This window comes from Streptomyces sp. NPDC044106 (genome assembly GCF_056433985.1).
Window position 1 is genome coordinate 164,674 of record NZ_JBWKFZ010000002.1, and the last position, 25,644, is coordinate 190,317.

The following is a 25,644-nucleotide window of genomic DNA, read 5'->3' on the forward strand; positions in this document are numbered from 1 at the left end:
AGGCACGTCCGTGGGAGCGGCTGCGTCGTTCTTCCCGGGTGTGCCCCGCCGTGGTCCGGCGTGCACGCACTCCCACGGTGACCGTCCACCCAAGGCACCGATTTCTAGGGAGTTGCGACGCACCATGCGATCCCACACCAGTACCGCCGTAGTACCCGCGAGGACGACCGACGCCGCGGCATCCGCGGACACCGTCCCCATCGCGGTGCCCGCACGGACGACCGGCACCGCCGTACCCGCGCGGACCAAGCGTCACCCGCACGACGACGCCCCGGACACCACCGAGGCCTTCGAGCGTCTCGTCGAGCTGCCGCAGGGCGCCGAACGCGACGCCCTGCGCAAGGAGATCGTCCAGGCCTGGCTGCCCATGGCCGAGCGCCTCGCGGGCCGCTTCCGCAACCGGGGCGAGTCCCTCGACGACCTGCGCCAGGTCGCGGCCCTCGGCCTGGTCAAGGCCGTCGACCGCTACGACCCGCGGCGCGGCACCGCGTTCGAGAGCTACGCCGTGCCGACCGTCACCGGCGAGATCAAACGGCACTTCCGCGACCACATGTGGACCCTGCACGTGCCGCGCCGCGTCCAGGACCTGCGCAACCGCGTGCGGTTCGCCCGCCAGGACCTCTCCCAGTCGGTCTCCGGCCGGGCCCCCACCATCGCCGAGATCGCCGCGCACGCGCAGATGAGCGAGGAGGACGCGAGGGCCGGCCTCGAGGCGCTCGACAGCTTCACCGCGCTCTCCCTCGACGCCGAACTGCCGGGCAGCGAGGACGGCTACTCGCTGAGCGACGCCCTGGGCGGCCCCGACCCCGCGCTCGACGTCGTCGTCGACCGCGAGGCCGTCAAGCCGCGCATCGCCCAGCTGCCGGAGCGCGAACGCACCATCCTCTACATGCGGTTCTTCGGCGACATGACGCAGAGCCGCATCGCCGACGAGATGGGCATCTCGCAGATGCACGTCTCACGGCTCATCAGCCGCTGCTGCGACCGGCTGCGCGACCAGGTCATGCGGGACGCCGCCTGACGACCGGCCGTTCCGCGCCGCCGCGCCCCCGCCTCCTCAGCGGGCCGCGCCGCGGCGCATGGCGAGCGCCACGTGCCGGGAGAGCACGTCGACCGCCCGCGCCTCGGCCATCGAGAAGGCGAGCCGCGGGCCGCTGCGAAAGAGCGTGAGGACGCCGTCCACCGGACCGTGCGCATGAGCGGTCAGCGGCACGCACAGCAGTGAGGTGACCTCGGCGCGGACCAGTACGTGCGCGCCAGACGCGTCCCTGCCGAAGGCGTCCGGGTCCTCCGGGCGCACCTGCAGCGAAGCCGCCCCGCCGCGCGCCGCCTCCACGACGAGGGGGCACGCGGCGGGGTCCTGGCCGAGGACGTCGGCGACCGGTGCGTCCGGCGGCCCGAGGACCGTCACGCGCCGCGGCCGCGCCGCCCCCTCGTCGGCGATCACCCAGTCGGCGAACCGCCCGTGCAGGACCGCCGCGGCCCGTTCGAGGACCGCCGTACGGTCACCGGCGGACGCGGTGAGCAGCGCCGTCGTCATGGCGTCCGCCAGATCGAGCTGGGCCGCGTGCCGGGTCGCCTCCCCGAGGTCGGGGGCGGGGCCCGGCGCGCTCGGCCCCCCGTGCGCGCGCTCCCCGGCGGGCTGCAGCACGACGAGGACCGCCATGCGGGGCTCGGTGCCGGGACGCAGCGCCGTGAGCGTCGCGCGGACCGGCGTGCCGGGGCTGTGCTGCAGGTGGACGTTGAGGCTGCGGTCACCCTCGCCGCGCGCGACCGCCGCGGTCTGCGAGCGGAACGCGACGCGGTCCGCGTGCACCAGGAACCCGGTCAGCGGCCGGCCCGTCGCGTATCCCGCGCGGACCCCGGTGAGGCCCGTCGCGGCGAAGTTCATGCGACGGACCACGGTCTCCCTGTCTATCAGCGCGACCGGCAGCGGCATTCGCTGGAAGAGCGCCCGCAGCAGCCGCTGCTCGTCCCGGTCCGACGTGGCGCTGTCCCACTGCCCGTTGATGGCGAGGCGTTCGTACGTGGGCCACAACTGGCCTGCCGCGTGGTCGAGTTCGAAGATCGCCGCGTCGAGCACGGTGCTGAGGTCGCTCGCGGGAACGGAACGAGCCGCCTTCAACTCGCTGATGCGGCGCACAAAATCCGCGAGCTCTTCACCGAACTCTTCCATTTGAGACATGTGTCGAACCTAGCCGCTGGGACCGTTTTCCGGAGGCCTTGCCGGGAAGCCGTAGGAGAGAGGAGGAACACCCATGGCCCCCTTGCCGGATCTGGACCTGCTGCGACCGGAATCGTCGTCGCCCGGCCGCAGGTTAGCCGAACTGGCCGAGCAGGCCGTACGCTGCACGCCCGCCTGCTGCGGCGCGAGCACGACGGTCTCCGACCGCGGTGACGAGCACCCCGCCGCGGTCACCCACCCCGACCTTGCCGGACTCGTCGCGGTACAGCTGCGGTCGGGCGACGGGCCGATTCCCGCCGCGGAGGAGAAGGGCGCGCCGGTCGACGCCGAGGACCTGCTGCGGGACGAACGATGGCCCGAGTACCGCGCGATGGCGCTCGACTCAGGTGTACGTTCCTGCGTCACGCTGCCCTTCCCGCGCGGCGGACTCACCGTCACCCTGACCCTGTTCAGCTTCCGCCCGGGCGCGTTCGACGACGCGGAACACGGGCCCGCCCAGGCGCTCGGCGACCTCGCCACGACGAGCTTCGTGCGCGACCGGCAGTACCGCGCCGCGCTGACCGAGCTGGACCAGCTGGGCGCGGCCATGCGGACCAGGCCCGTCGTGGACCAGGCATCCGGGATCGTCATGCACGTCCTCGGGTGCGACGCGGACGCCGCCTTCGGCGTGCTCCGGCGGATCTCCCAGACGACCAACCGGAAGCTGGCCGACGTCGCGGCCGCACTGGTCGAGACGAGGGGACGCGGCCTGGAACGCGAACTGGTCTCGCTGGCCCGCTGAGAACCGCGGGCTTCGGCCCGGACCGGCCGGAAACGGCTGGTCCGGGCCTTTCGCGCGCTCCGGACGGCTCACCCGGGCGGGCACGCAGTGGGGCGCCGCGTTGTGATGGAGACGTAGGACGTGACGGTGACGGAGACGTACGAGGTGATGAAGGCCCGCGGCGATGTTCCGGCAGGTCCTGGGTACGGACCGGGTCATCGGGGCATGAGGGGAACAGAGTCACGTGAGTGCACGGAGGTACGGATGAGGCGGACGGCGACGGAGGGCCACGGCCCCGTCCGGTACGGGCCGCCCCCGCCCGAGCCGGGCCTCCCGGTCTTGCCCGAGGTCGCGGCGGCCGCCGCCGCGGCAGCGGGCCGCTCCCCGGCCGAGCCCGCGGGCGGCGGCCCCGCGCTCCTCGACGCCGCGAGCGGCTACTGGGCCCGGCGCGGCCTGCCCGTGGAACGCGGCCTGACCGCCGCCGCCCCCGGCGCCCCGCCCCTGCTCCTCGCCCTCGCCGCGGCCCTCGGCGGAGACGTGCTGCTGCCCCGCCCGTGCCCCGCCTGGTGGGCGCCCCAGGCGCGGCTGCTCGGCAGCGGGGTCTACCACGTGCCGACGCCCGCGGAGTGTGGCGGCGTCCCCGACCCGTACGCCCTCCTGGAGACCGTCCGCCGGGTCCGCGCCGAGGGCGGCAGACCCCGGCTCCTCGTGCTCTCCGTGGCCGACGACCCCACCGCCACCGTGCCGCCCCCCGAAGTGCTGCACGAGGCGGTGGAGGCGGCGGCAGGTGAGGGCCTGCACATCGTCAGCGACGAGACCTGGCGCGACACCCTGCACCACCCCCGCGACACCGTCCTGATCGGCCCGGCCGAGATGGACCACGAACGGGTGACCGTCCTGTGCGACCTCGCCGGATCCCTGCTGCCGCCCGCCCTGCCCGCCGCCGTCGCCCGCTTCCCCACGGGCGACGCGGGCGCCGCCCTGCGCGCCCGCACCCTCGACGTCCTCACCGCGCTCGGCGCGACCCTCGCCGCCCCGGCCGCGGCCGCCGCCGCGTACGCACTCGGCGAACCGGACGCGATCACCGGGCGGCTCGCCGCCGCCGTCCGCCTGCACGCGCGCGTGGCCGCCGCCGCGCACCGCGCCGTGCTCGCCGCCGGCGCCCTGTCCCGGCCCCCGCAGGCGGGCCGGCACCTGTACGCGGACCTCGGCCCGCTGCGGTCCGCGCTCGCCGCGCGCGGCGTCGGCGACGCGCAGGAACTCGAGGACTTCCTCGTCGAACGGCTCGGCATGCCCGCGCCGGGCGGCCACCGCTTCGGCGACGACATCGACGCCCTGCGCGTACGACTGTCCACGGGACCGCTCCTCGGCACGACCCCGGAGGAACGCCTGGCGTCGCTCGCCGCACCCGACCCGTTGGAACTTCCCCACGTGAAGCGGGCGTTGGGAACGTTCGAAGCGGCCCTGGACGACCTCGGCGCAGCAGACCGGCGAATGGAGCCCCCTCGATGACCCAGCAGGTGGAGCAGCAGACACAGCCGCAGATATACGCGCGGGAAGAGGCCGAGCCGCTCGCCCCGCCGCGGGCACCGGGCGGCGTCAGACGGTGGCCCAAGTCGTTCGCCGACCGGCTGACCGCGCCGCTGCCCGGCTTGCGGGGAATGGCGCGGTTCGCGCGCGAGGGGGCCCTGCGGCCGCGCCCCGAGGGGCTCGCGGACATCGGACGGCTGCCGTTCGAACCAGGACCGCTGCCGCGCGTCGACACCCGGACTGTCGCCGTCACCTGGGCGGGGCACGCCAGTTGGGTCGTCCGCATCGGCGGCCTCACCGTCCTCACGGACCCCGTCTGGTCCCGCAAGATCCTCGGCACCCCGGCCCGCGTCACCCCCGTCGGTGTCGCCTGGGGCGCCCTGCCGCGCGTCGACGCGGTCGTCATCAGCCACAACCACTACGACCACCTGGACGCGCCGACCCTGAACAGGCTCCCCAGGGACACGCCCGTCTTCGTGCCTGCGGGCCTCGGCCGCTGGTTCACCCGCCGCCGCTTCACCCACGTCACCGAACTCGACTGGTGGGAAGGGGCCGAACTGCGCGGGGTGCAAATCGACTTCGTGCCCGCCCACCACTGGTCCAAGCGGACCCTGTTCGACACCTGCCGCACGTTGTGGGGCGGCTGGGTGCTCACGGACGCGGAGGGCCAACGGGTCTACTTCGCGGGCGACACCGGGTACGGCCACTGGTTCGAGCGGATCGGCGCCCGCTATCCCGGCATCGACCTGGCGCTCCTGCCGATCGGCGCGTACGAGCCGCGGTGGTGGCTCAGGGACGTCCACTGCGACCCGGAGGACGCGGTCCGGGCGGCGGGCGACCTCGGCGCCCGCCGGATGGCCCCCATGCACTGGGGCACCTTCCTGCTCTCCGCCGAACCGGTCCTCGAACCCCTCACCCGGGTCCGCGCGGCCTGGGAGCGGACGGGGCGGCCCCGCGAGGACCTCTGGGACCTGCCGGTGGGGGCGTCGCGGGTCCTCACGACCTGAGGGCGGGGCTCCGGCTCCGGCGGGGCGTCAGGCCGGGGTGCGCCTGACCTTGCGCCACAGCGCGGGCGCCACGCTGATCAGCACCGTCAGCACGATCGCCACGGCGACGCCCTCCCAGGGCTCCTTGAAGAGGGAGCCCCCGAGAATGCCGATCAGCTGGTACGTCACCGCCCAGGCGAGGCACGCAGGGACGTCCCCGCGGGCGAACTGACGAAGCGGCATCTTCGCCATCAGGCACGCCAGCATCACCGGGATGCGGCCCGCGGGGACGAGCCGGGACAGCACGAGGACCATCACACCGTGGTCCTCGAGCTTCTCCTGCGCCTGCGCGAGGCGCTCCTCGGGCGCCCGGTCGCGGATCGCCGCCAGCCAGCGCGACCCGTTCTTCGAGCGCATGCCGCGCCGCCCGAGCCAGTACAGGCCGACATCGCCGAGGAACGCCGCGAACGCCGCGACACCGAAGACGACGAGCAGCGAGAACGGCGTCGTCTGATGGAAGGCGACCACCGCCGCCGAACTGACCAGCGCCCCCGTCGGCACCACCGGCACCAGCGCGCCGATCACCACGAGGAGGAACAGCGACGGATAGCCGAGCGCCTGCTGAGTGCTCTCCGGCGGTATCCGGGTCGCCGCGTCGAATATCACCGGGCCACCTCCGGCAGCACGCTCTCCCCGTGCGCGAGCCGGTGCACCGTCACCCCGGGGGCGAGTCGGGCCGCGTGGCGGACGAACTCGTGGCCGGGCGCGTGGAATTCATGCGGCCGTACGGCGTCCATGCCGATCGGCCAGTACGTTCCGTAGTGCACCGGGATCGCGCTCCGCGGCGAGATCCGGTGGAGCGCCTCGGCGGCGCGGGCCGGATTCAGATGACCGTGGCCCAGACAGGGGCCCCAGCCGCCCACCGGAAGCAGCGCCACGTCGATGTCGCCGACCTCGGCGGCCATCTCGTCGAAGAGCCCGGTGTCCCCGGCGAAGTAGGTCCGCGCCTCGCCGCTGACGACGTAGCCGAGGGCGGGCGAGCGGTGCGGCCCCACGGGCATCCGCCGACCGTCGTGCAGCGCGGAGACCACGCGGACGACCAGGTCGCCGACCCGCACCTCGTCGCCCGGCACGACCTCCGTGAAGTGGAGATGGCGGAGCCTGCGGGCCAGACCGGGCACCGAACGCGCCGCCCCGCGCGGAACCAGCGCACGGGTGCCCGCCGCGAGCCGGGCGAGCGAAGGGACGTGCAGATGATCGGCGTGCAGATGCGAAAGGAGCACGACGTCGGCGACGGCGGCCGTCGGCGGTGGCGGCGCACCCCTGCGGCGCCGCAGATGCGCGAGGCGGCGGGCGAAAAGGGGATCGGTCAGTACGCGGACACCCGAGTCCTCGACCGTGCATGTGGCGTGACCCCACCATGTGACCTCGACGGGCACCCGGTTCCTCCTTCGTGCGACTGTCTCCGAGCCTACGGCCAGGAGTAGGGTCGGCGGCCTACGCCGAGGGTGAGGGGACGCCATGGGAGATGTCGTGGGCTCCGGTGCGGGTTTCGCCGTCGGCACGGTCGTGCGTGGTGATGCCGCCGCCGTGCGCGTCGCGGCGATCGCCAGCCTCACGCCGCTGGAGGAGCTCGACGCCGACCCCTTCCTCGTCGACTCGCGCAGCCAGCACGCGATGTGCGCGCGGTGGGCGGCCGCGCAGGGGTACGTGATCACTCGTGAGCTCGTCGTACGGGGGCTGCGCGCGGACCACGCGGTGCTGTGGGGGGACGTCGAGGCGGGCCTCGTGGACCTCTTCGTGGTGCCGAGCCGCCGGGTCCTGGAGCTGGCGCTGCGGTCGGCGGACGAGTTCACGGCGGAGTGTGCGCGGCGGGGGGTGCGGGTGGAGACGGCGGGGCTCGCGGAGCCGGCGTACGACGCGCAGATGAAGGCGCGGGTGCATCGGCGGTTGTCCATGCCTACGGCGGGGTACGACGGGCGCTAGTTCGAGTGCTCTGCTGCTTTTGCGGGGTCTCTCCTGCCTTGCGCCGCTCCGCGGCGGCTTCTCCCACCCGCCCACCCGTACTCCGCGGCGAGGTCCCGGGCTGTGTCACGCTGGGGGCCGGTTCGGGGCGGCGTGGGAAAGGGCTTGGTGTGGGGCAAGGGCGATGGCGGAGAGTTGGCAGCGCGCTGTGGCGCGTGGTGGCTGTGTGGGCCGTCAGTACGCTCACGATGCTCGTGCTCGCCGGCATCCTCCCGGACTTCAAGCTCCAGGCGGACAACGGCGACAGCGCCACCCGCGTCGCGACCACCGCAGCCCTCGGCGCGGGCGCCTTCGGTCTGCTCTCCGTCCTGGTGTGGCCGCTGCTCGTACGCGCCCTGCTCCTCGTCCCCGCCCTCGTGCTCGGACTGCTCGCCTTCTTCCTCAACGGGTCGCTGCTCCTGCTCGCCCTGAGCCTCATCCCTGAGGGGCGCGGTGAGGCGGGGGCGGAGACCGCCGTCGTCGTCGCCGCGGTGATGTCCGCCGTCGCCTCGGCCACCGGCGGCGCCCTCGCGGTCCGGGACGACGACGCCTACCGCCGGCGGCTGTACCGGCTTGCCGACCGCCGCCGCCGGCGAGGTTCCGGCGGCGCCCCGGGGCCCACGACCCCCGGCACCGTCTTCATCCAGCTCGACGGTGTCGGGCACGACGTGCTCAGCGCGGCTGTCGGCAAGGGGCTCATGCCCACCGTCGCCCGCTGGCTGGGGCAGGGAGAGGGAGCGGCGGCGGGGCGTCCCACCCACCGGCTCACCCCGTGGCGTACCGACTGGTCCAGCCAGACCGGTGCCAGCCAGCTCGGCATCCTGCACGGCTCCAACCACGACGTGCCCGCGTTCCGGTGGTACGAGAAGGACACCGGCGAGGTGATGGTCAGCAACCGGCCCGCCTCCGCCGCGGAGCTGCAGCGGCGGGCCGTCGGCCGCACCGGGGACGGCGGGCTCCTCACCGTCGACGGCGCAAGCCGCGGCAACCTCTTCAGCGGGGGCGCCGAGCAGCTCGCCCTCGTGCTGTCGATCGCGGCACGCAGGGGGAGGGAGAACCGGTCGCGGGCCGGGTACTTCGCGTACTTCTCCGATCCCGCCAACGCCGTCCGCACCGCCCTCTCCTTCGTCGCCGAGGTGTTCAGGGAGATCGGTGAGTCCACGCGCGCCCGGATCGAGCGGCGCCGTCCGCGGGTCGGCCGGGGCGGGCTCTATCCGTTCATCCGCGCCTTCGCGACCGTCGTCGAGCGGGACGTCGTGGTCGCCGCCGTCATCGGGGACATGCTCGCCGGGCGCAGCGCGGTCTACGCGGACCTCGTCGCGTACGACGAGGTGGCGCACCACTCGGGGCCGTCCGGCAAGGACGTCGAGAAGGTGCTGCGGCGCCTGGACCGGTCGCTCGCGCTGCTCGATCAGGTGGCCGAGCACGCGCCGCGCGCCTACCGGATCGTGGTGCTCTCGGATCACGGGCAGAGCCCGGGCGAGACCTTCCGGACTCGCTACGGCCTCACCCTCGGCGACCTGGTCCGGGCCGGCTGCGGGCTGCCGGTGCCGCGCAAGGCGCAGCGTACGCACAGCGGCGCGGAGGCCCGTTCGGCGGTGCGGGCGGCGCTGCGCAGGCCCGTAGAGGAGGGCGCCGACCAGCACAGGCCGGCCCGCCGCGCCGAGCCGATCGTGCTCGCGTCGGGCAATCTCGGGCTCGTGTCGTTCCCCGACGTGCCGCACCGGATGACGCGCGAGGAGATCGACCGCCGCCATCCGGCGCTGCTCACCACGCTCGCCAACCATCCGGGGGTCGGCTTCCTCCTGGTCCGCAGCGCGGAGCGGGGCCCGCTCGTGCTCGGGGCGCGGGGCGCCGAGGTGTATCTGGACGAGGAACCCGGCCAGGACGGTCTCGGGCCGCTCGCCGATTTCGGGCCCGGCGCCGCGGACGCCGTGCGGCGCACCGACGGGTTCCCGCACGTCGCCGACATCATGGTCAACTCCTGGTACGACCCGGAGGAGGGCGAGGTCCTCGCCTTCGAGGAGCAGATCGGCTCGCACGGCGGGCTCGGCGGCGCGCAGGGCCGCCCCTTCCTGCTGTCGCCGCTGGTGCTCCCCGACCCGGTGGCGGACGGCACGGAGCTGGTCGGCGCCGAGCAGGTCCACCGCGTCCTGCGGCGCTGGCTGAGGGAGGCCCTGGGGCCGGAGATTCCCGTGGCCGCGCCCACTCCCGCCCCCGCGCCCGCGCTCACCCCCGCTCCCGTACCCCTGAACGATTCTCTGTTCGACGGGCCGGACAGCACAGCTTTTGCGGCTCCCGACCATGCCGCGCAGGACAAAACACACTGATTTTGAGCAGCGTCCGCCGTGCCCGACCATGGCTTCCGCCCGGCGACGCCGGGCGGCAGGGCACGACGAGAGGCGCACCACCCCATGCACGACACCGGAACCGTGGAACCGTCGGCTCCGGCCTCCCACCAGGGAGAATCGGCGCCGACCGACACAGCAGGGGACGCGTCGACCGGGGTGGACGCGCCTGCGGGCGCGCAGAGCAAGCACGCGCGGAGCTTCAGTCTTCCGGTCGCCACCTGCCTCGTCATGGGGAACATCATCGGCGGCGGCATCTTCCTGCTGCCGGCCTCCGTCGCCCCGTTCGGCACCATCAGCCTCGTCGCGTTCGGCGTTCTGACCGCCGGGGCCATCGCTCTCGCGCTCGTCTTCGGACGGCTCGCCCAGCGCGACCCGCGCACCGGCGGACCCTACGTGTACGCCCGCGCCGCCTTCGGCGACTTCGCGGGGTTCCTGGCCGCCTGGTCGTACTGGATCACCACCTGGGTCTCCAACGCGGCCCTGGCCGTCGCCGCCGTCGGGTACCTCGACGTCCTGATCCCGGTCAACGACCACAGGTGGACCGCCTGTCTGGCCGCCCTGGTCCTGCAACTCCTGCCCGCCCTCGCGAACTTCGCGGGCACGCGGTACGTCGGCGCCGTCCAACTGGTCGCCACCGTCCTGAAGTTCCTGCCGCTGCTGCTCGTGGCGGTCGGCGGGCTCTTCTTCTTCGACAGCGGCAACCTCGGCCCCTTCCGGGCCAGTGACGACAGCCCGACGGGAGCCGTCTCCGCCGCCGCCGCGATCCTGCTCTTCTCCTACCTCGGCGTCGAGTCGGCCGCCGTCAGCGCGGGCGAGGTGCGCGACCCGCGGCGCAACGTCGGCCGCGCCACCATCCTCGGCACCCTCGGCGCCGCCCTCGTCTACCTGCTCGGCACCCTCGCCGTCTTCGGCACCGTCGCGCACGACAAGCTGGTGGCCTCCACCGCGCCCTTCTCGGACGCCGTCGACGTGATGTTCGGCGGCTCCTGGGGCGGCACCGCGGTCGCCGTCGCCGCGCTGATCTCGATGGTCGGCGCCCTCAACGGCTGGACGCTGCTCAGCGCCCAGACGCCGTACGCGGCGGCCCAGGACGGGCTCTTCCCGAGCGCGTTCGGCAGGAAGAGGCGCGGGGTGCCGACCGTCGGCGTCCTCGTCACCGTCGTCCTCGCCTCGCTGCTGACCGTCTACAACTACACGGCGGGTTCGAGCGGCGTCTTCGAGTCCCTGGTCCTGATCACCACGTTCACGGCGACCGTGCCGTACCTCCTGGCCACCGTCGCGCAGATCTACTTCCTGGTCTCCGGGCAGCGCGAGCGCGTCGACCGCGGGCGCCTGGTGCGGGACGCGGTCCTCGCGGGCGTCGCCTTCGCGTTCTCCATGTGGCTGGTCGCCGGGTCCGGCTACGCGGCCGTCTACCAGGGCGTGCTGTTCCTCTTCGTGGGCGTGCTCGTGTACGCGCTGATGGCGGCCCGCAAGCAGCGGGCCGCCACCGTGAACGGCTGAACCGGTTCCCCGGTCCGCCGCCGCTCGCGCCTACCGCGCCAGCGGCGCGACGACCCAGCGGCGGGTCTTGAAGATGCTGCCCTGTGTGCTGATCTCGATCAGCTTGCGGGCGGCGGGGTACGCCTCGTTGCCCTCCATCTCGTAGCCGACCTCGAATGTGCCGGGGACGTCGTTGACCTGCGGCGGACGCTCCGCCGCCGCGCCCCGGCCCGACTCGTCGGCGGTGACCGCCGCGAGGTGGGCGAGGAGCCTGCGCTGCGCCGCGTCGAGCGCGTTGCGCGGGTCGCGCTCCAGCGGCGCCGCCGTGGCCCTGCCGCCCTTGGGTGCGGGCGGCGACACCTCGGTGCTCGGCTCGCGGGTGACGCCGGTGGGCCGGCGCGTGGCGATCTGCGCCTGCACGGGCGTGCCGTCGTTGTCGAGGGCGACGCGGATCAGGCCGCGGCCCGGGGTGATGACGGGGATGCCGTCGAAGACCTGCCGGAACGTCACGTGCGTCTGCAGCGAGACGGGGCGCCCGACCTCGGAGCCGTCCTTCGTCCCCGAGTTCTGCATCAGGTCGTGCACGCTGTCGACGACGAGTTCGGCGCCCTCGGCGTACCGCTCGGCGAACGCGCGCGCCGTCTGGACGGCGCGTTCGGTGGGTAGCTGCTGGGTGTTGCGGTGGTTGGGCTCGGCGAGCTTGATCCACCGGTTGCCCTGCGGAGCGGTGGAGATGATGCGGTCGCCGGAGGTCGCGTTGAGCACGCCCATCCGCTCGACGTGCACCTCCTGGAGCGCCGCCGACGGGAAGTCGGCGAGCTGCCCGAGGCGGCCGAGTTCGGCGCTCGGGTCGCGGGGCGCGAGCTGGATGATCTGCTGCTGTCCGGGGAGCTGGGTGAGCAGTTCCCTGATGCCCGCACGGGCGTAGTACCAGCGCCACGCGTACCAGTTGTCCGGCACGTGGTCGCGGTAGAAGTTGCGCTCGGTGTTGAGGCGGTTGGTGGCTTCCGCCTGGGTGGAGCCGACCGCGCAGACCGAGGGCGCCTGACCGTGGTAGATGTCCCAGCTGGCGTTCAGCCAGGCGTCGCAGTACGTCTGCCCGGCCCGCCACTTCTCCCAGAACTTCTTTCCGTAGTCTCCGCTGTCGATGCTGGTGGTCTCGAAGCCGAAGATCATCCGGAAGCCGACGTTGGGTCCGGCCCAGGTGCGGATCGGGGAGTGGCCGCCGGTGACCTTGAGCGAGTCGCAGGTGGACCAGAAGACGTAGTTCGCCTTCTCGTTGCCGAGCGCCATCCGGTTGGAGACGGCGTCGCTGCGGCCGTCCCAGGCGGCGCCGAGTGGCGCGAAGAAGACGCCGTTGCCGTCCATGCCGCCGTGGCCCGAGTGGTAGACGGCGACGACCGCGTCCATGCCGTAGCGGTCCTGCCAGTTGTCGTACGTCTCCTCGTACGCCCACACCTGCGCGCCGCCGTCGGCGAACCAGAAGTTGCGGTCGTAGAACTGCTGGAGGTACGCCAGCCAGCCGGTGGCGTCCTCGTGCGTGTGGTAGAGCGTGGCCTGGTTGACGAACTTCTGGATGCTGAAGGCCCCCCACCATCCGAAGGTCGAGTCCCGGTCGCCGGCCGCTCCGGGCTTCTCCGGTTCCAGTGGAGAGGGACCGCGGTCCGAGTAGTTGATGCGCATGGCCTTACCCCCTGAGAGGATCTCCTCGCTGTCGTGCGCGAGGGGGCCTCAAAGTGTCACCGCCGACGCGCCTTGCCCAGTTGCCATTCCGGCCATAGGCCCCCTGCCACGCGTCTGTTCCCGCACCTCAGAGGCCCCTGTGGCGTGGCGGCGCACACAACGTGTTCGTATCGGCCGACGCGCACCTGCGGCCCCCGCTCGAACACCTCGGTGACCCGGCCGCGCCCCGCGCGGCCCGTTTTCACCCGAGGGTCTCCCGGGCACCGGGGGAGGCCCTCGCGGGTTCACCGCGGCGCCGTGCGCGTGCGGGCCGGGCCCGGGTCCGCTATAGCCTCTGGGAACCACTGACAACGGTGAAGAGCGGAGCGGCACATGCACAACGCGGGTGATCGTATTGACACTTCGACGGCCCACTCGGCGCGGGTGTACGACTACATCCTGGGAGGCAAGGACCACTACCTCGTCGACATCGAGGCGGGCGACGCCATGTGCCGGCACTGGCCTGCGCTGCCGGTGCACATGCTGGAGAACCGCCGCTTCATGCACCGCGCCGGACGCCACCTCGCCCAGGAGCAGGGCATCCGGCAGTTCCTCGACATCGGCACCGGGCTGCCCACCGCCCCCAACCTGCACGAGGTGGTGCAGGGCGTGGCGCCGGAGTCCCGGGTGGTCTACGTCGACAACGACCCCATCGTGCTGGCCCACGCCCGCGCCCTGCTGCAGAGCTCCCCGGAGGGGGCGACCGCTTACGTCGACGCCGACATGCACGATCCCGAAGCCATCCTGGAGAGCCCCGAGTTCCGCGCGCTGATAGACCTGGACGAGCCGGTCGGCCTGATGGTCATCGGGATCCTGCACTTCATTCTGCCGCCGGATGACCGGCGCCTGGTGCGGCGGCTGCTCGAACCGCTGCCGTCGGGCAGCTTCCTCGCGCTGACGATCGGCACCGCGGACTTCGCGCCCGAGGAGGTCGGCCGGGTGGCCGAGGAGTACGAGCAGCAGGGGATGCCCATGGTGCTGCGCGATCTGGAGACCGCCACGTCGTTCTTCGAGGGGATGGAGCTCGTCGACCCTGGCGTCACCCAGGTGCACACGTGGCGTCCGGGGCCCTTGCAGGACGGCATCGACGACCGGGCCATCGCCATGTACGGGGCGGTGGCACGCAAGGCCTGATCCGTACCGTCTCCGCGCGGCCCGTTCCGGCCCGGAGTGTGATCGGATGGGGCCAACGGAACTTCCGATCACGGAACCGCACTGAAGGGATCTGCATCGTGGCAACCACGCGCTCCGCGCACACGGTCTGGGAAGGCTCTCTGGCAGAGGGCTCGGGCACCGTCACCTTCGACTCCTCCGGCATCGGGGAGCAGGCGGTGTCCTGGCCGTCGCGCGCCGAGGAGGCGAACGGCAGGACCAGCCCGGAGGAGCTCATCGCCGCCGCGCACTCCAGCTGCTTCGCCATGGCGCTGTCGCACACACTGACCGGCGCGGGCAACCCGCCCACCCGCCTGGTCACCTCCGCCGACGTGACCTTGCAGCCGGGTACCGGCATCACCGGCATCCACCTCACCGTCGAGGGCACCGTGCCCGGCATCGACGAGGCGGCCTTCGTCGAGGCCGCCGAGAAGGCCAAGGGCGGCTGCCCGGTGAGCCAGGCACTGTCGGGCACCACCATCACGCTTTCGGCCAAGCTGGCCTGAGCGCGACCGAGTTGACGAGGCCGTCACCCCGAAAAGGGGTGGCGGCATTGTCACGCCCGGCATTGACAAGAGCGCGCTCAAGTTTTGTGATGGAGAACCGAGTAGACCTGGATACGGGGGATGTGAGCTCACGGCGGAAGGGACTGAACCATGGCACGTGCGGTCGGGATCGATCTCGGTACGACGAACTCAGTGGTGGCCGTACTGGAGGGCGGTGAGCCCACCGTCGTCGCCAACGCGGAGGGCGCGCGCACCACGCCCTCGGTCGTCGCCTTCGCGAAGAACGGTGACGTCCTGGTGGGCGAGGTCGCCAAGCGGCAGGCGGTCACCAACGTGGAGCGCACCGCGCGTTCCGTCAAACGCCATATGGGCGACGGTGGTTGGCGCTTCCCGGAGAGCGGCTCCGTGGACGGCACCCGCTACACCGCGCAGGAGCTGTCCGCGCGGGTCTTGCAGAAGCTCAAGCGCGACGCCGAGTCCTACCTGGGCGAGGACGTCACCGACGCGGTCGTCACCGTGCCCGCGTACTTCGACGACACCCAGCGCCAGGCCACCAAGGAGGCCGGTGAGATCGCCGGGCTCAACGTCCTGCGCATCATCAACGAGCCGACGGCGGCGGCCCTCGCGTACGGCCTCGACAAGGGTGACGACGAGACCGTCCTCGTCTTCGACCTCGGCGGCGGCACCTTCGACGTCTCGCTCCTGGAGATGGGCGAGGGCGTCATCGAGGTGAAGGCCACCAACGGCGACACCCAGCTCGGCGGCGACGACTGGGACCAGCGGATCGTCGAGTACCTGGTGCGCCAGTTCAAGAACGGGCACGGGGTGGACCTCGGCAAGGACAAGATGGCGCTGCAACGCCTGCGCGAGGCGGCCGAGAAGGCGAAGATCGAGCTCTCCTCGTCGAGTGAGACCGACATCAACCTGCCCTACATCACCGCGTCGGCCGAGGGCCCGCTGCACCTCGCGGAGAAACTGACCCGCGCCCAGTTCCAGGAGCTGACAGCGGATCTGCTCGACCGGTGCAAGGAGCCCTTCCACCAGGCGGTGAAGGACGCGGGCGTCAAACTCTCCGCCGTGGACCACGTGATCCTGGTGGGCGGTTCCACGCGGATGCCCGCGGTGACCGACCTGGTCAGGGAGCTCACCGGCAAGGACCCGCACAAGGGCGTCAACCCCGACGAGGTCGTGGCGCTCGGCGCCGCCCTGCAGGCCGGGGTGATCCGCGGCGACGTCAAGGACGTCCTGCTGCTCGACGTGACCCCGCTCTCCCTCGGCATCGAGACCAAGGGCGGCATCATGACCAAGCTCATCGAGCGCAACACCACGATTCCCACCCGTCGTTCGGAGACCTTCTCCACCGCGGAGGACAACCAGCCCTCCGTCGGCATCCAGGTCTTCCAGGGCGAACGGGAGATCGCCGCGTACAACAAGAAGCTCGGCGTCTTCGACCTGACAGGCCTGCCGCCCGCCCCGCGCGGCGTCCCCAAGATCGAGGTCACCTTCGACATCGACGCCAACGGGATCATGCACGTCTCCGCGAAGGACGAGGCCACAGGACGTGAGCAGCGCATGACGGTGACGGGCGGTTCCGCGCTGCCCAAGGACGACATCAACCGCATGGTGCGGGAGGCGGAGGAGCACGCCGAGGAGGACCGCAAGCGGCGCGAGGCGGCCGAGACCCGCAACCAGGCCGAGCAGCTCGTCTACCAGACCGAGCGGTTCCTGCGGGAGAACGGCGACAATGTGCCCGCCGACACGAAGGCCGAAGTGGAGTCGGCTGCCGACGAGTTGAAGGAACTGCTCAAGAACCGGGCCGACGACACGGCGGCGCTGCGGACCGGCGCGGAGAAGCTGGCCGCGGTGAGCCAGAAAATGGGCCAGGCGATGTACGCGAATGCCGGCGGGAGCGCCCAGCAGGAGACGGCCGCGGAGGCCCCCGCCGAGGAGAGCGTGGTGGACGCCGAGATCGTGGACGAGGACGACAAGAGTGCCGGGGAGAAGGGCGGCGCCCAGTAGGTGCCGCGGGGGCGGGCGGGGCTCACGACTCCGTCCGCTCCCAGCCCCGCCGCTCGGGCCGCGCCCCGACCCGCTTCGGGTCCCGGGCGCGGTAGACCACGTACGGCCGGAAGAGGTACTGCACGGGTGCGCTGAACATGTGGATGAGCCGGGTGAAGGGCACCAGTGCGATGAGGAGCATCCCGGCCACCGCGTGGATGCCGTACAGCAGTGGCACGCCCGTCATCCGGTCGATGTCGGGCCGGAGCGTGAACAGGCTGCGCGCCCAGGGGGCGATGGACTCACGGTAGTGGTAGCCGTCGCCGGAGGCGTGCGTCAGCTTGGCGACCATGCCGAGCACGATCGCCGCGAACAGCACCAGGTACATCAGCTTGTCGTTGGCGGTCGTGGCGCGGAACACCGGCGTGTTGGTGCGCCGCCGGTAGAGCAGCAGCAGGATGCCGAGGACGAGCAGGACACCGGCCGCCGTGCCCCCGTACAGCGAGAACAGGTGGTACATGTGCTCGCTCAGGCCCGCCTTGTCCGTCCACGACTGCGGCAGGAACAGCCCCACCAGGTGGCCGACGAGCACGAAGAGGATGCCGTAGTGGAACATCGGCGAGGCGATGTTCAGCAGCTTCGACTCGTAGACCTGTGAGGAACGGGTCGTCCACCCGAACTTGTCGTAGCGGTAGCGCCAGACGGTGCCCGCGACGAGCAGCACGAAGGCGACGTAGGGGAGCACGCCCCACAGCAGCGTGGTCATGACGGCCGCTCCCCGGTGAGTGCGAAGGGCTGAAGGCCGACGTCCTCGCGCGGCGGTCCCGACCGGGCGAGGGCCAGCGCTTCGGCGCGGTCCTTGGGAGAGGGGCCCGGCAGCGTCGCGCAGAGCGCGTCGAGGACCGCGGCGTACGGCGTGCCGCAGTCGGTGAGTGCGATCCGCAGCAGTTCCAGGCCGCTGCGGTGCTCGGTGAGCAGCACCGGGCCCGCCTGCGCGGAGAACTCCAGGACGGCGGGCAGGAAGTCCGGCAGCTCCTCGCCGGTGAACTCCAGGCCGTGCTCGCGGTAGACCTCCTTGAAGCGCACCAGGGCCATGCCGCGCCGCCGGGTGTCGCCGTCCCGCCACCAGCTCAGGTACAGGCTGTGGCGGTTCTTGAAGTCGAAGACCTGGACGTAGTGCGCGGCGAGCTCGCGCGGGGCGGTGGCCGCGGCGTACTTGAGGAAGCCGCCCAGTTCGGGGGGCGCGGCAGCGGTGAGCAGGGGCAGCCGCTCGCGGAACTCGTCGTCGGGGTAGGCCAGGCAGAGGGCGGCGGCCTGGTAGAGCAGGGCGTTGCGGGTCACTTGTCGTCCTCCTCCTTGGCCGCGTGGGCCTTCTGAGCCGCGCTGGGTTCTTTGTCGGCGGTCTGCCGGGCCCGCAGCGTGTGGAAGTTCTCGATGGTGACGAGGGGCAGCTGCCTGCGGCCGGAGTCCTGCCCGAAGGGACCGTCGGCGCCCATGCCGGGCCCGCCCTCGTAGTCGAGGCTGCACGAGTCCGGGAGCGCCGACTCCTCCAGGCGCCGCGCGTCCGCGACGGCCGCGGTCGGGATGACGTACCGGTCCTCGTACTTCGCGACGGCGAGCAGCCGGTACATCTCCTCGATCTCCCGGCCCGACATGCCCACGGCCCCGGCCACCGAACCGGGCGGCTCGTCACCGAGGTTGATGGCCCGCATGTGCGCCCGCATCGCGGCCAGCTTCTCCAGCGATGAGCGCACGGGCCCGACGTCACCGGCCGTGAAGATCTCCGCGAGGTATTCGAGGGGGATGCGCAGCGTGTCGATGGCGCCGAACAGATTGCCCAGGTCCTCGCCGTCGTGCCCGGTCTCCGTCAGCGCGTCCACCACCGGGGAGAGTGGCGGGATGTACCAGACCATCGGCATGGTGCGGTACTCCGGGTGCAGCGGGAGCGCCACCTTGTACGTGCTGATGAGCGCGTGCACGGGGGAGCGGCGCGCGGCCTCGATCCAGTCGTGGGAGATCCCGGACCGCTCCGCGTCGCGCCGCACCTCGGGGTCCGCGGGGTCGAGGAAGACGCCCAACTGCGCCTCGTACAGCTTGTGGTCGTCCGGCTCGGAGGCCGCCTCCGTCACCTTGTCGGGGTCGTAGAGGATCACCCCGAGGTAGCGCAGGCGCCCCACGCAGGTCTCCGAGCAGATGGTGGGAAGGCCCACCTCGACGCGCGGGTAGCACATCGTGCACTTCTCGGCCTTGCCGGTGCGGTGGTTGAAGTACACCTTCTTGTACGGGCAGCCGGTCACGCACTTGCGCCAGCCGCGGCAGTGGTCCTGGTCGACGAGGACGATGCCGTCCTCGGAGCGCTTGTACATCGCGCCGGACGGGCAGGATGCCACGCACGACGGGTTCAGGCAGTGCTCGCAGATGCGCGGCAGATAGAACATGAACGTCTGCTCGAACGCGAACTGCACCTTGTCGGCAGCCTGTTGGCGGGCCCTGGCGACCATCGGGTCGAGGTGGCCGTGCTCGGTCGTACCGCCGAGGTTGTCGTCCCAGTTCGACGACCACTCGATCTTCATGGGCTTGCCGGAGATCAGCGAGCGCGGCTCGGCCACCGGGTAGTCGTCGCCGAGCGGGGCGTCGGTGAGGTTCCGGTACTCGTACGTCCAGGGCTCGTAGTAGTCCTTGATCTCCGGGAGCTTGGGGTTGGAGAAGATCTCCAGGAGCGACTTGATCCGGCCGCCGTTCTTCAGCTTCAGGGCCCCGCGCTTGTTCAGCTCCCAGCCGCCGCGCCACTTCTCCTGGTCCTCGTAGCGGCGCGGATAGCCCTGTCCTGGCCGGGTCTCGACGTTGTTGAACCAGACGTACTCCATGCCGTCGCGGTTGGTCCACGCCTGCTTGCAGGTGACCGAGCAGGTGTGGCACCCGATGCATTTGTCGAGGTTCATGACCATCGCGATCTGAGCCATCACGCGCATCAGTACTGAACCTCCTGGCTGCGGCGGCGGACGACCGTCACCTCGTCGCGCTGGTTGCCCGTCGGGCCGAGGTAGTTGAACGCCCATGACAACTGGGCGTAGCCGCCGATGAGATGGGACGGTTTGAGGATGAGGCGGGTCAGCGAGTTGTGGATGCCACCGCGCTTCCCGGTGGCCTCCGCCTTGGGGACGTTCACGGTGCGTTCCTGCGCGTGGTGCATGTAGACCGTGCCGGCCGGCATGCGGTGCGAGACGATCGCGCGCGCCACCACCACGCCGTTCCTGTTGACGGCCTCGATCCAGTCGTTGTCCTTGACGCCGATCGCGTCCGCGTCCTGGGGCGCCATCCACAGGCACTGGCCGCCGCGCGACAGGGACAGCATGAAGAGGTTGTCCTGGTACTCGGAGTGGATCGACCACTTGTTGTGCGGCGTGAGGTAGCGGACGGTCACCTCCCGCTCGCCGTCCGGGCCGAGCCGCGGCTCCCCGAAGAGCCGGTTCATGTCCAGCGGCGGCCGGTAGACGGGCATCGCCTCGCCCAGCTCGTGCATCCAGTCGTGGTCGATGAAGAAGTGCTGGCGGCCGGTGAGGGTGTGCCACGGCTTGAGGTGCTCGGTGTTGAGCGTGAACGCCGTGTACCGGCGCCCGCCTGCCTCGCTGCCGCTCCACTCCGGCGAGGTGATCACCGGCACCGGCGCGGCCTGCGTGTCGGCGTACGTGACGCGCTTGCCCTCGTGCTCGGCGGCCAGGTGCGCCATCTCCTGGCCGGTGCGCGCCTCCAGGGTGTGGAAGCCCTGGGTGGCGAGGCGGCCGTTGGTGGTGCCGGACAACGCGAGGATGGTGTTGGCGGCCTTCACCGCCGTGTCCAGGGCGGGCCGCCCGTCCGCGGGCCCGCCGCGCACCACACCGTTGCGCTCGCGCAGCTCCTCGACCTCCTGGTCGGGGTGGAGGGCGATGCCCTTCGCGGGCAGCCCCAGCTGCTCGACGAGCGGGCCGAGCGCGGCGAACTTCGCGCCGATCGCGGTGTAGTCGCGTTCCACCACCGCCAGGTTCGGCATCGTCCTGCCCGGGACCGGCTCGCACTCGCCCTTACGCCAGTCCAGGACCACCCCGCCCGGTTGCGCGGTCTCGCCGGGGGTGTCGTGCTGGAGCGCGGTGGCGACGACGTCCTTGCGTACGCCGAGGTGGTCCACGGCCAGCTCGCTGAGCCGGTCGGCGATGGCGCGGAAGGTGTCGAAGTCGGTGCGGGCCTGCCAGGGCGGGTCGACGGCCGGGGTGAAGGAGTGCACGTAGGGGTGCATGTCGGTGGTCGAGAGGTCGTGCTTCTCGTACCAGGTGGCCGCGGGCAGTACGACGTCGGAGAGCAGCGTCGACGAGGTCTGGCGGAAGTCCAGGGAGACCAGCAGGTCGAGCTTGCCCTCGGGCGCCTCGTCGCGCCACGTCACCGTCGAGGGACGCTCGTCCGGTGCCGCCTCCTCGGCGCGCAGCGAGGAGTGCGTGCCGAGCAGATGCTTGGTGAAGTACTCGGCGCCCTTCGCGGACGAGCCGAGGAGGTTGGCGCGCCACAGGGTCAGCACGCGCGGCCAGTTCTCGGGGGCGTCCGGGTCCTCACAGGCGAACTTGAGGGTGCCTGCCTTGAGTGCGTCGACCACGTTCGCCACGGGATCGCCCGCCGTGTCGGCCAGGTCGAGGGGGTTGCGGTCGAAGGTCGGGTACGACGGCATCCAGCCGGAGCGCGCGGACAGGGCGAGGCAGTCGGCGCCGGTCATCCCGGCGAACCGGCCCTCGCCCAGCGGCGAGGCGAGGACGTCCGCCGCGAACCTGTCGTAGCGCCACTGGTCGGTGTTGAGGAACCAGTACGCGGCGCCGATCATCTGCCGCGGCGGTCTGCTCCAGTCGCCCGCGCCCGCGAGCGTCGCCCAGCCGGTCACCGGGCGGCACTTCTCCTGCCCGACGTAGTGCGCCCAGCCGCCGCCGTTGCGGCCCTGGCAGCCGGTGAGCTGGAGCAGTGCGAGGAAGGACCGGTAGATCGTCTCCGAGTGGAACCAGTGATTGGTCCCCGCCCCCATGAGGATCATGCAGCGGCCCCTGGACTTCTCGGCCGTCGCGGCGAACTCCCGGGCGATCCGCACGCACTTGGCGGCGGGCACGGAGGTGTGGGCCTCCTGCCAGGCCGGGGTGCCGGGCGCGTCCGCGTCCTCGTACGAGGCGGGCCAGGTGCCCGGCAGCCCCGCGCGCCCCACGCCGTACTGCGCGAGCAGCAGATCGAAGACGGTGGTGACCAGCGGTCCGCCCTGACCGCCGAGCCGGGTGGCGGGCACCCCGCGCCGCACGACCTCACCGCGGCCCTGCCCGTGCGTGCCGCCCTCCGTGTCGAAGCGGGGCAGCAGCACCTCGACGCCCACCGCCACGTCGGAGCCCCGCAACGTCAGCACCGGCTCGATGTCGCCGAGCTCCAGATTCCACTTGCCCTTGCCGGACTCGGTCCAGCGAAAGCCCAGCGAGCCGTTCGGGACGGCGGGACGGCCGGTGGCCGCGTCGAGCACCACCGTCTTCCACTCCCCGCCCTCACCGTCCTCGCCGAGGTCGGTGGCGCGCAGGAACTTCGCGGGGACGTACGCGCCGTCGCGTTCCTCCAGGGTCACCAGGAAGGGCAGATCGGTGAACCGGCGCACGTAGTCGGTGAAGAACTCCGTCTGCCGGTCGACGAAGAACTCCTTGAGGATCACATGTCCCATGGCGAAGGCCAGCGCCCCGTCCGTGCCCGGATGCGGGTGCAGCCACTCGTCGGCGAACTTCGCGTTGTCGGCGTAGTCGGGAGCCACGACGACGACCTTCTGGCCCCGGTAGCGGGCCTCGGCCATCCAGTGCGCGTCGGGTGTCCGCGTCACCGGCACATTGGAGCCCCACATCATCAGATACGCGGCGTCCCACCAGTCACCCGACTCCGGCACGTCGGTCTGGTCGCCGAAGACCTGCGGCGAGGCGACAGGAAGATCCGCGTACCAGTCGTAGAACGACAGCATCGGCGCGCCGATCAGCGACATGAAGCGGGCGCCCGCCGCGTGCGACACCATCGACATCGCGGGGATGGGGGAGAACCCCGCGATCCGGTCGGGGCCGTACGTCCTGATCGTGTGCACATGCGCGGCCGCGATGACCTCGACGGCCTCGTCCCAGCTCGCCCGCACCAGTCCGCCCTTGCCCCGGGCCAGTTGGTAGGCCCGGCGCCGCTCCGGATCGCCCTGGATGTCCGCCCAGGCCAGCACCGGATCCTTCAGGCGCGCCTTCGCCTCCCGGTACATGTCGACGAGGACGCCGCGCATATACGGGTAGCGGACACGCGTGGGCGAGTACGTGTACCAGGAGAACGCGGCGCCCCTGGGGCAGCCGCGCGGCTCGTACTCGGGGCGGTCGGGGCCGACGCTCGGGTAGTCCGTCGCCTGCGTCTCCCACGTGATGATGCCGTCCTTGACGTACACCTTCCAGCGGCACGAGCCGGTGCAGTTCACGCCGTGCGTGGAGTGCACGACCTTGTCGTGGCTCCACCGGTCCCGGTAGAAGGCGTCCGCGTCCCGCCCGCCGGTCAGCCGGACGCTGTGCAGGTCGGGGGCGGCCGTGCCGCGCCGGAAGAACTTCCCCGCCCGCAGCAGGGCGGCGGCGGGCTCGGTCGTCTCTGTCACCGTGGAGCTCCCTAGGTGTGCCTCCCACCGAACCTAGACGCGGTGATCACGGAGCACCTGCCGACCGCCGCCGTACGGGTTGGACGCGGCCGTGACCGAGGGCAACGGCCTCGCGCACGCCGCCGCCCCGGGGCCGCTTCCGCCGCGGGAGCCGGATGCCTCGCCGTCCGCAAGAGCCCGCCGGCTCAGGACACGTGCGCCCGCAGGTACTTGACCGTCGCCGGGTCGGCCGGGAGCAGTGTCTCGATGGCCAGCTCGGCGACCGTCACGTCCATCGGCGTGTTGAACGTCGAGATCGAGGAGATGAAGGACAGCACCTGCCCGCCGTGCTCGATCCGCAGCGGCAGCGCGAAGTAGGGCACCGTGCCCCCGGACGGCCCCGCCTCGAAGGCGTCCATCCCGGGATCCTCCACCGGATACGCCGCCACCTCCTCGTACACCGCCCGCAGCGCGTCCGACCGCTGCAGGGCGATCTGGCGCTCCATCTGGTGCAGCAGGTGACCGCGCCACTCCCGCAGGTTCCGGATCCGCGGGGCGAGGCCCTCCGGGTGGAGGGTGAGCCGCATCGCGTTCGGGGGCGGCGCGAGGAGGTGCTCGGGCAGGCCTTCGAGCATCATCGCGATGCCGCGGTTCGCCGCGATCACGCCGTACGTCGCGTCGACGACCAGGGCCGGATAGGGCTCGTAACCGGCGAGGAGCTGATCGAGGCCCTCGCGCAGGGCGCCCATCGAGGGGTCGTCGAGCGGGGTCTGCCGGTAGTGGGGCGCGTAACCGGCCGCGAGCAGAAGGGAGTTGCGCTCCCGCACCGGCACGTCGAGATGCTCGGCGAGGCGCAGCAGGAACTCCTCGCTCGGCCGCGACCGGCCCGTCTCGACGAAGCTGATGTGCCGGGCGGAGGAGTCGGCGCGCAGGGCCAGCTCCAGCTGGCTCACCCGGCGCCGCTCGCGCCAGCCGCGCAGCAGCGGTCCCACGCCGGCCGCGTGTTCGTTGACGGCCCCCTTGGCCTTGCCTCTGGTGTTCCCCGTGGCGGGCGCGGCGGTTGTCATACGTAGACGGTAAACGAAACACTTTGTGGCAAGGTGAGCCGGAGACCGGCTTCTCCCCGGTCACAGCGCCGGACTTCCCCGAAGGAGCGTGACCCATGACCCCCGAACCGCTCTCGCAGAAGGAGATCGAGGCCCGCCTGGCGGAGCTGCCCGGCTGGACCGTGACGGACGGCAAAATCACCCGCTCCTACCGGCTCGCCTCACACTTCGCCGCGACCGGCCTGGTCGTCCACATCGCCCGGACGCAGGAGGAGCTCGGCCACCACTGCGACCTGACCCTCGGCTACAACACCGTCACGTTGGCCGTGCACACGCACAGCGCGGGCGGCGCGCTCACCGCCCTCGACTTCGAACTGGCCCGCCGGGTCGCGGAGTTGGCCCCCGCCCACGGCGCCGAATGACCGCCGATGCTCGACTACGGCAAGGAAGCCGACCGGTACGACGCCTCACGCGGCGGTGAGCCGCGCGCCGAGGCCGCCGCCACCGCGGTCCTCGGCCTGCTTCCCGCGGGGACCGGCACGCTCCTCGACGCCGCCTGCGGAACCGGCCTGGTCACCCGGCGCCTCGCCGCGCGGCAGGGGCTGCGGGTGACCGGCGTCGACGCCGCGTACCGCATGGCCCGGATGGCCGCCGGACGGCTGCCGGGCGCCGTCGTCCTCGGCGACAGCCGCCGACTCCCCTTCGCCGACGGCTCCTTCGACGCGGTGAGCACCGTATGGCTGCTGCATCTGCTCGCCGGACCCGAGGAGGCCTCGTCGGTCGTCGCCGAGTGCGCACGGGTGCTGCGGCCCGGCGGCGTCTACATCACCACCGTGGACAAGGCCGCCTCGCACGACGTACGCAGCGACATCGACGCCGTACTCGCGTCACGCCCGGTCCTCACCGCCGCCGACCGGGCCGAGACCGTCGACGCGTACGCCGCCGCTCACGGCCTGGTCCCGGCCGGGCGGGCCCGCTTCAGCGGCCACGGCCAGGGCCGCTCGCCCCGTTCCACGGTCGCGGACCTGCGACGCGGCTGGTTCACGCAGATCCCGCCCGACGGGCCGCGCGCCGCCCGCTTCGCGGCGCGGTTGGCGGCTCTGCCGGACCAGGACGTTCCCCGGCCCGACCCGCAGTTCAGCCTGCGCGCGTACCGCAAGCAGCGCTGAACAGAAATTTGCGGGTCCGGCAATACCGTTGGGCGGATACCGGAAACCCGGAGCAGGCTGTCCCTGTCGAGACGAGGACGGATCGACACCGACACGACAGGACGTCATCGAGGCGGCTC

The 25,644-nt window shown here is 72.1% G+C and carries 21 protein-coding genes; 12 read left to right on the top strand and 9 right to left on the bottom strand.

Annotated features, from left to right (window positions below; genetic code table 11):
* The first annotated feature begins 124 nt into the window (after positions 1–124).
* The gene (locus tag AC07DI_RS03515) at positions 125–1,021 is read left to right on the top strand and encodes an RNA polymerase sigma factor SigF (protein WP_478901895.1); all 897 of its coding nucleotides are present in this window, start codon (positions 125–127) and stop codon (positions 1,019–1,021) included.
* Between the two features lie 36 nt (positions 1,022–1,057).
* Here AC07DI_RS03515 and AC07DI_RS03520 read toward each other — a convergent pair whose 3' ends face one another.
* Positions 1,058–2,185: a PAS domain-containing protein gene (locus AC07DI_RS03520; protein WP_478901896.1), complete on the bottom strand. Its 1,128-nt coding sequence runs from the start codon at positions 2,183–2,185 to the stop codon at positions 1,058–1,060.
* Positions 2,186–2,258: 73 nt separating this feature from the next.
* On the opposite strand from AC07DI_RS03520, the gene AC07DI_RS03525 reads away from it, so the two are divergent.
* The 3 genes from AC07DI_RS03525 (at position 2,259) to AC07DI_RS03535 (ending at position 5,482) form a co-directional block, all read left to right on the top strand.
* Positions 2,259–2,966, top strand: coding sequence for an ANTAR domain-containing response regulator (locus tag AC07DI_RS03525; RefSeq protein ID WP_478901897.1), 708 nt, complete (start codon positions 2,259–2,261; stop codon positions 2,964–2,966).
* Positions 2,967–3,209: 243 nt separating this feature from the next.
* The gene (locus AC07DI_RS03530) at positions 3,210–4,457 is read left to right on the top strand and encodes an aminotransferase class I/II-fold pyridoxal phosphate-dependent enzyme (protein ID WP_478901899.1); all 1,248 of its coding nucleotides are present in this window, start codon (positions 3,210–3,212) and stop codon (positions 4,455–4,457) included.
* Positions 4,454–5,482 carry an MBL fold metallo-hydrolase gene (locus AC07DI_RS03535; RefSeq protein ID WP_478901900.1) on the top strand — a complete coding sequence of 343 codons (1,029 nt, stop codon included), beginning with the start codon at positions 4,454–4,456 and terminating at the stop codon, positions 5,480–5,482. The genes AC07DI_RS03530 and AC07DI_RS03535 overlap by 4 nt, the downstream gene beginning before the upstream one ends.
* Before the next feature lie 27 nt (positions 5,483–5,509).
* On the opposite strand, the gene AC07DI_RS03540 is transcribed toward AC07DI_RS03535, so the two are convergent.
* Entirely contained in the window at positions 5,510–6,127 is a 618-nt protein-coding gene (locus AC07DI_RS03540; RefSeq protein ID WP_478901902.1) for a DedA family protein, read from the bottom strand.
* The gene (locus AC07DI_RS03545; RefSeq protein WP_384247859.1) at positions 6,124–6,900 is read right to left on the bottom strand and encodes an MBL fold metallo-hydrolase; all 777 of its coding nucleotides are present in this window, start codon (positions 6,898–6,900) and stop codon (positions 6,124–6,126) included. The genes AC07DI_RS03540 and AC07DI_RS03545 overlap by 4 nt, the downstream gene beginning before the upstream one ends.
* 82 nt (positions 6,901–6,982) lie before the next feature.
* Here AC07DI_RS03545 and AC07DI_RS03550 point away from each other — a divergent pair, with 82 nt between their 5' ends.
* The 3 genes from AC07DI_RS03550 to AC07DI_RS03560 all read left to right on the top strand — a co-directional run bounded on the left by AC07DI_RS03550 (position 6,983) and on the right by AC07DI_RS03560 (position 11,319).
* Positions 6,983–7,447 carry a hypothetical protein gene (locus AC07DI_RS03550; RefSeq protein WP_384247858.1) on the top strand — a complete coding sequence of 155 codons (465 nt, stop codon included), beginning with the start codon at positions 6,983–6,985 and terminating at the stop codon, positions 7,445–7,447.
* A gap of 149 nt (positions 7,448–7,596) precedes the next feature.
* The gene (locus AC07DI_RS03555) at positions 7,597–9,795 is read left to right on the top strand and encodes an alkaline phosphatase family protein (protein WP_478901903.1); all 2,199 of its coding nucleotides are present in this window, start codon (positions 7,597–7,599) and stop codon (positions 9,793–9,795) included.
* Between the two features lie 84 nt (positions 9,796–9,879).
* Positions 9,880–11,319, top strand: coding sequence for an amino acid permease (locus AC07DI_RS03560; protein ID WP_384247855.1), 1,440 nt, complete (start codon positions 9,880–9,882; stop codon positions 11,317–11,319).
* A gap of 30 nt (positions 11,320–11,349) precedes the next feature.
* Here AC07DI_RS03560 and AC07DI_RS03565 read toward each other — a convergent pair whose 3' ends face one another.
* Positions 11,350–12,981 (bottom strand): DUF6345 domain-containing protein, encoded by a 1,632-nt coding sequence (locus AC07DI_RS03565; RefSeq protein WP_384247854.1) that lies wholly within the window; start codon positions 12,979–12,981, stop codon positions 11,350–11,352.
* 372 nt (positions 12,982–13,353) lie between these two features.
* Here AC07DI_RS03565 and AC07DI_RS03570 point away from each other — a divergent pair, with 372 nt between their 5' ends.
* The 3 genes from AC07DI_RS03570 to dnaK all read left to right on the top strand — a co-directional run bounded on the left by AC07DI_RS03570 (position 13,354) and on the right by dnaK (position 16,697).
* Positions 13,354–14,154: an SAM-dependent methyltransferase gene (locus tag AC07DI_RS03570; protein WP_384247852.1), complete on the top strand. Its 801-nt coding sequence runs from the start codon at positions 13,354–13,356 to the stop codon at positions 14,152–14,154.
* Positions 14,155–14,252: 98 nt separating this feature from the next.
* Positions 14,253–14,678 (top strand): OsmC family protein, encoded by a 426-nt coding sequence (locus AC07DI_RS03575; RefSeq protein ID WP_384247850.1) that lies wholly within the window; start codon positions 14,253–14,255, stop codon positions 14,676–14,678.
* Positions 14,679–14,828: 150 nt separating this feature from the next.
* Entirely contained in the window at positions 14,829–16,697 is a 1,869-nt protein-coding gene (gene dnaK, locus AC07DI_RS03580; protein ID WP_478901906.1) for a molecular chaperone DnaK, read from the top strand.
* A 22-nt stretch (positions 16,698–16,719) separates the two neighbouring features.
* Here dnaK and narI read toward each other — a convergent pair whose 3' ends face one another.
* From narI to AC07DI_RS03605, 5 genes are all read right to left on the bottom strand, one after another.
* Positions 16,720–17,442 carry a respiratory nitrate reductase subunit gamma gene (narI, locus tag AC07DI_RS03585; RefSeq protein WP_478901908.1) on the bottom strand — a complete coding sequence of 241 codons (723 nt, stop codon included), beginning with the start codon at positions 17,440–17,442 and terminating at the stop codon, positions 16,720–16,722.
* Positions 17,439–18,017, bottom strand: coding sequence for a nitrate reductase molybdenum cofactor assembly chaperone (gene narJ, locus AC07DI_RS03590; RefSeq protein ID WP_384247844.1), 579 nt, complete (start codon positions 18,015–18,017; stop codon positions 17,439–17,441). Before narJ ends, narI begins: the two co-directional genes overlap by 4 nt.
* Positions 18,014–19,648 carry a nitrate reductase subunit beta gene (gene narH / locus AC07DI_RS03595; RefSeq protein ID WP_384247842.1) on the bottom strand — a complete coding sequence of 545 codons (1,635 nt, stop codon included), beginning with the start codon at positions 19,646–19,648 and terminating at the stop codon, positions 18,014–18,016. Before narH ends, narJ begins: the two co-directional genes overlap by 4 nt.
* Positions 19,648–23,331: a nitrate reductase subunit alpha gene (locus AC07DI_RS03600; protein WP_478901910.1), complete on the bottom strand. Its 3,684-nt coding sequence runs from the start codon at positions 23,329–23,331 to the stop codon at positions 19,648–19,650. The genes narH and AC07DI_RS03600 overlap by 1 nt, the downstream gene beginning before the upstream one ends.
* A gap of 185 nt (positions 23,332–23,516) precedes the next feature.
* Entirely contained in the window at positions 23,517–24,377 is an 861-nt protein-coding gene (locus tag AC07DI_RS03605; RefSeq protein WP_478901911.1) for a helix-turn-helix domain-containing protein, read from the bottom strand.
* Positions 24,378–24,472: 95 nt separating this feature from the next.
* Between AC07DI_RS03605 and AC07DI_RS03610 the strand changes: the two genes are divergently transcribed.
* Both AC07DI_RS03610 and AC07DI_RS03615 read left to right on the top strand, forming a co-directional pair.
* Complete coding sequence (locus AC07DI_RS03610) at positions 24,473–24,778, top strand: 4a-hydroxytetrahydrobiopterin dehydratase (protein ID WP_478901913.1); 306 nt, start codon at positions 24,473–24,475, stop codon at positions 24,776–24,778.
* Between the two features lie 6 nt (positions 24,779–24,784).
* Entirely contained in the window at positions 24,785–25,525 is a 741-nt protein-coding gene (locus AC07DI_RS03615; RefSeq protein WP_478901915.1) for a class I SAM-dependent methyltransferase, read from the top strand.
* Positions 25,526–25,644 lie beyond the last annotated feature (119 nt).

Bases quoted from the DNA above. Each gene is read 5' to 3' on its own strand.
- AC07DI_RS03570 (WP_384247852.1), top strand. From the start codon at position 13,354: ATGCACAACGCGGGTGATCGTATTGACACTTCGACGGCCCACTCGGCG.
- AC07DI_RS03560 (WP_384247855.1), top strand. From the start codon at position 9,880: ATGCACGACACCGGAACCGTGGAACCGTCGGCTCCGGCCTCCCACCAG.
- AC07DI_RS03525 (WP_478901897.1), top strand. From the start codon at position 2,259: ATGGCCCCCTTGCCGGATCTGGACCTGCTGCGACCGGAATCGTCGTCG.
- narI (WP_478901908.1), bottom strand. From the start codon at position 17,442: ATGACCACGCTGCTGTGGGGCGTGCTCCCCTACGTCGCCTTCGTGCTG.
- AC07DI_RS03565 (WP_384247854.1), bottom strand. From the start codon at position 12,981: ATGCGCATCAACTACTCGGACCGCGGTCCCTCTCCACTGGAACCGGAG.
- AC07DI_RS03530 (WP_478901899.1), top strand. From the start codon at position 3,210: ATGAGGCGGACGGCGACGGAGGGCCACGGCCCCGTCCGGTACGGGCCG.
- AC07DI_RS03550 (WP_384247858.1), top strand. From the start codon at position 6,983: ATGGGAGATGTCGTGGGCTCCGGTGCGGGTTTCGCCGTCGGCACGGTC.
- dnaK (WP_478901906.1), top strand. From the start codon at position 14,829: ATGGCACGTGCGGTCGGGATCGATCTCGGTACGACGAACTCAGTGGTG.
- AC07DI_RS03515 (WP_478901895.1), top strand. From the start codon at position 125: ATGCGATCCCACACCAGTACCGCCGTAGTACCCGCGAGGACGACCGAC.
- AC07DI_RS03615 (WP_478901915.1), top strand. From the start codon at position 24,785: ATGCTCGACTACGGCAAGGAAGCCGACCGGTACGACGCCTCACGCGGC.
- AC07DI_RS03520 (WP_478901896.1), bottom strand. From the start codon at position 2,185: ATGTCTCAAATGGAAGAGTTCGGTGAAGAGCTCGCGGATTTTGTGCGC.
- AC07DI_RS03610 (WP_478901913.1), top strand. From the start codon at position 24,473: ATGACCCCCGAACCGCTCTCGCAGAAGGAGATCGAGGCCCGCCTGGCG.
- AC07DI_RS03535 (WP_478901900.1), top strand. From the start codon at position 4,454: ATGACCCAGCAGGTGGAGCAGCAGACACAGCCGCAGATATACGCGCGG.
- narH (WP_384247842.1), bottom strand. From the start codon at position 19,648: ATGCGCGTGATGGCTCAGATCGCGATGGTCATGAACCTCGACAAATGC.
- AC07DI_RS03605 (WP_478901911.1), bottom strand. From the start codon at position 24,377: ATGACAACCGCCGCGCCCGCCACGGGGAACACCAGAGGCAAGGCCAAG.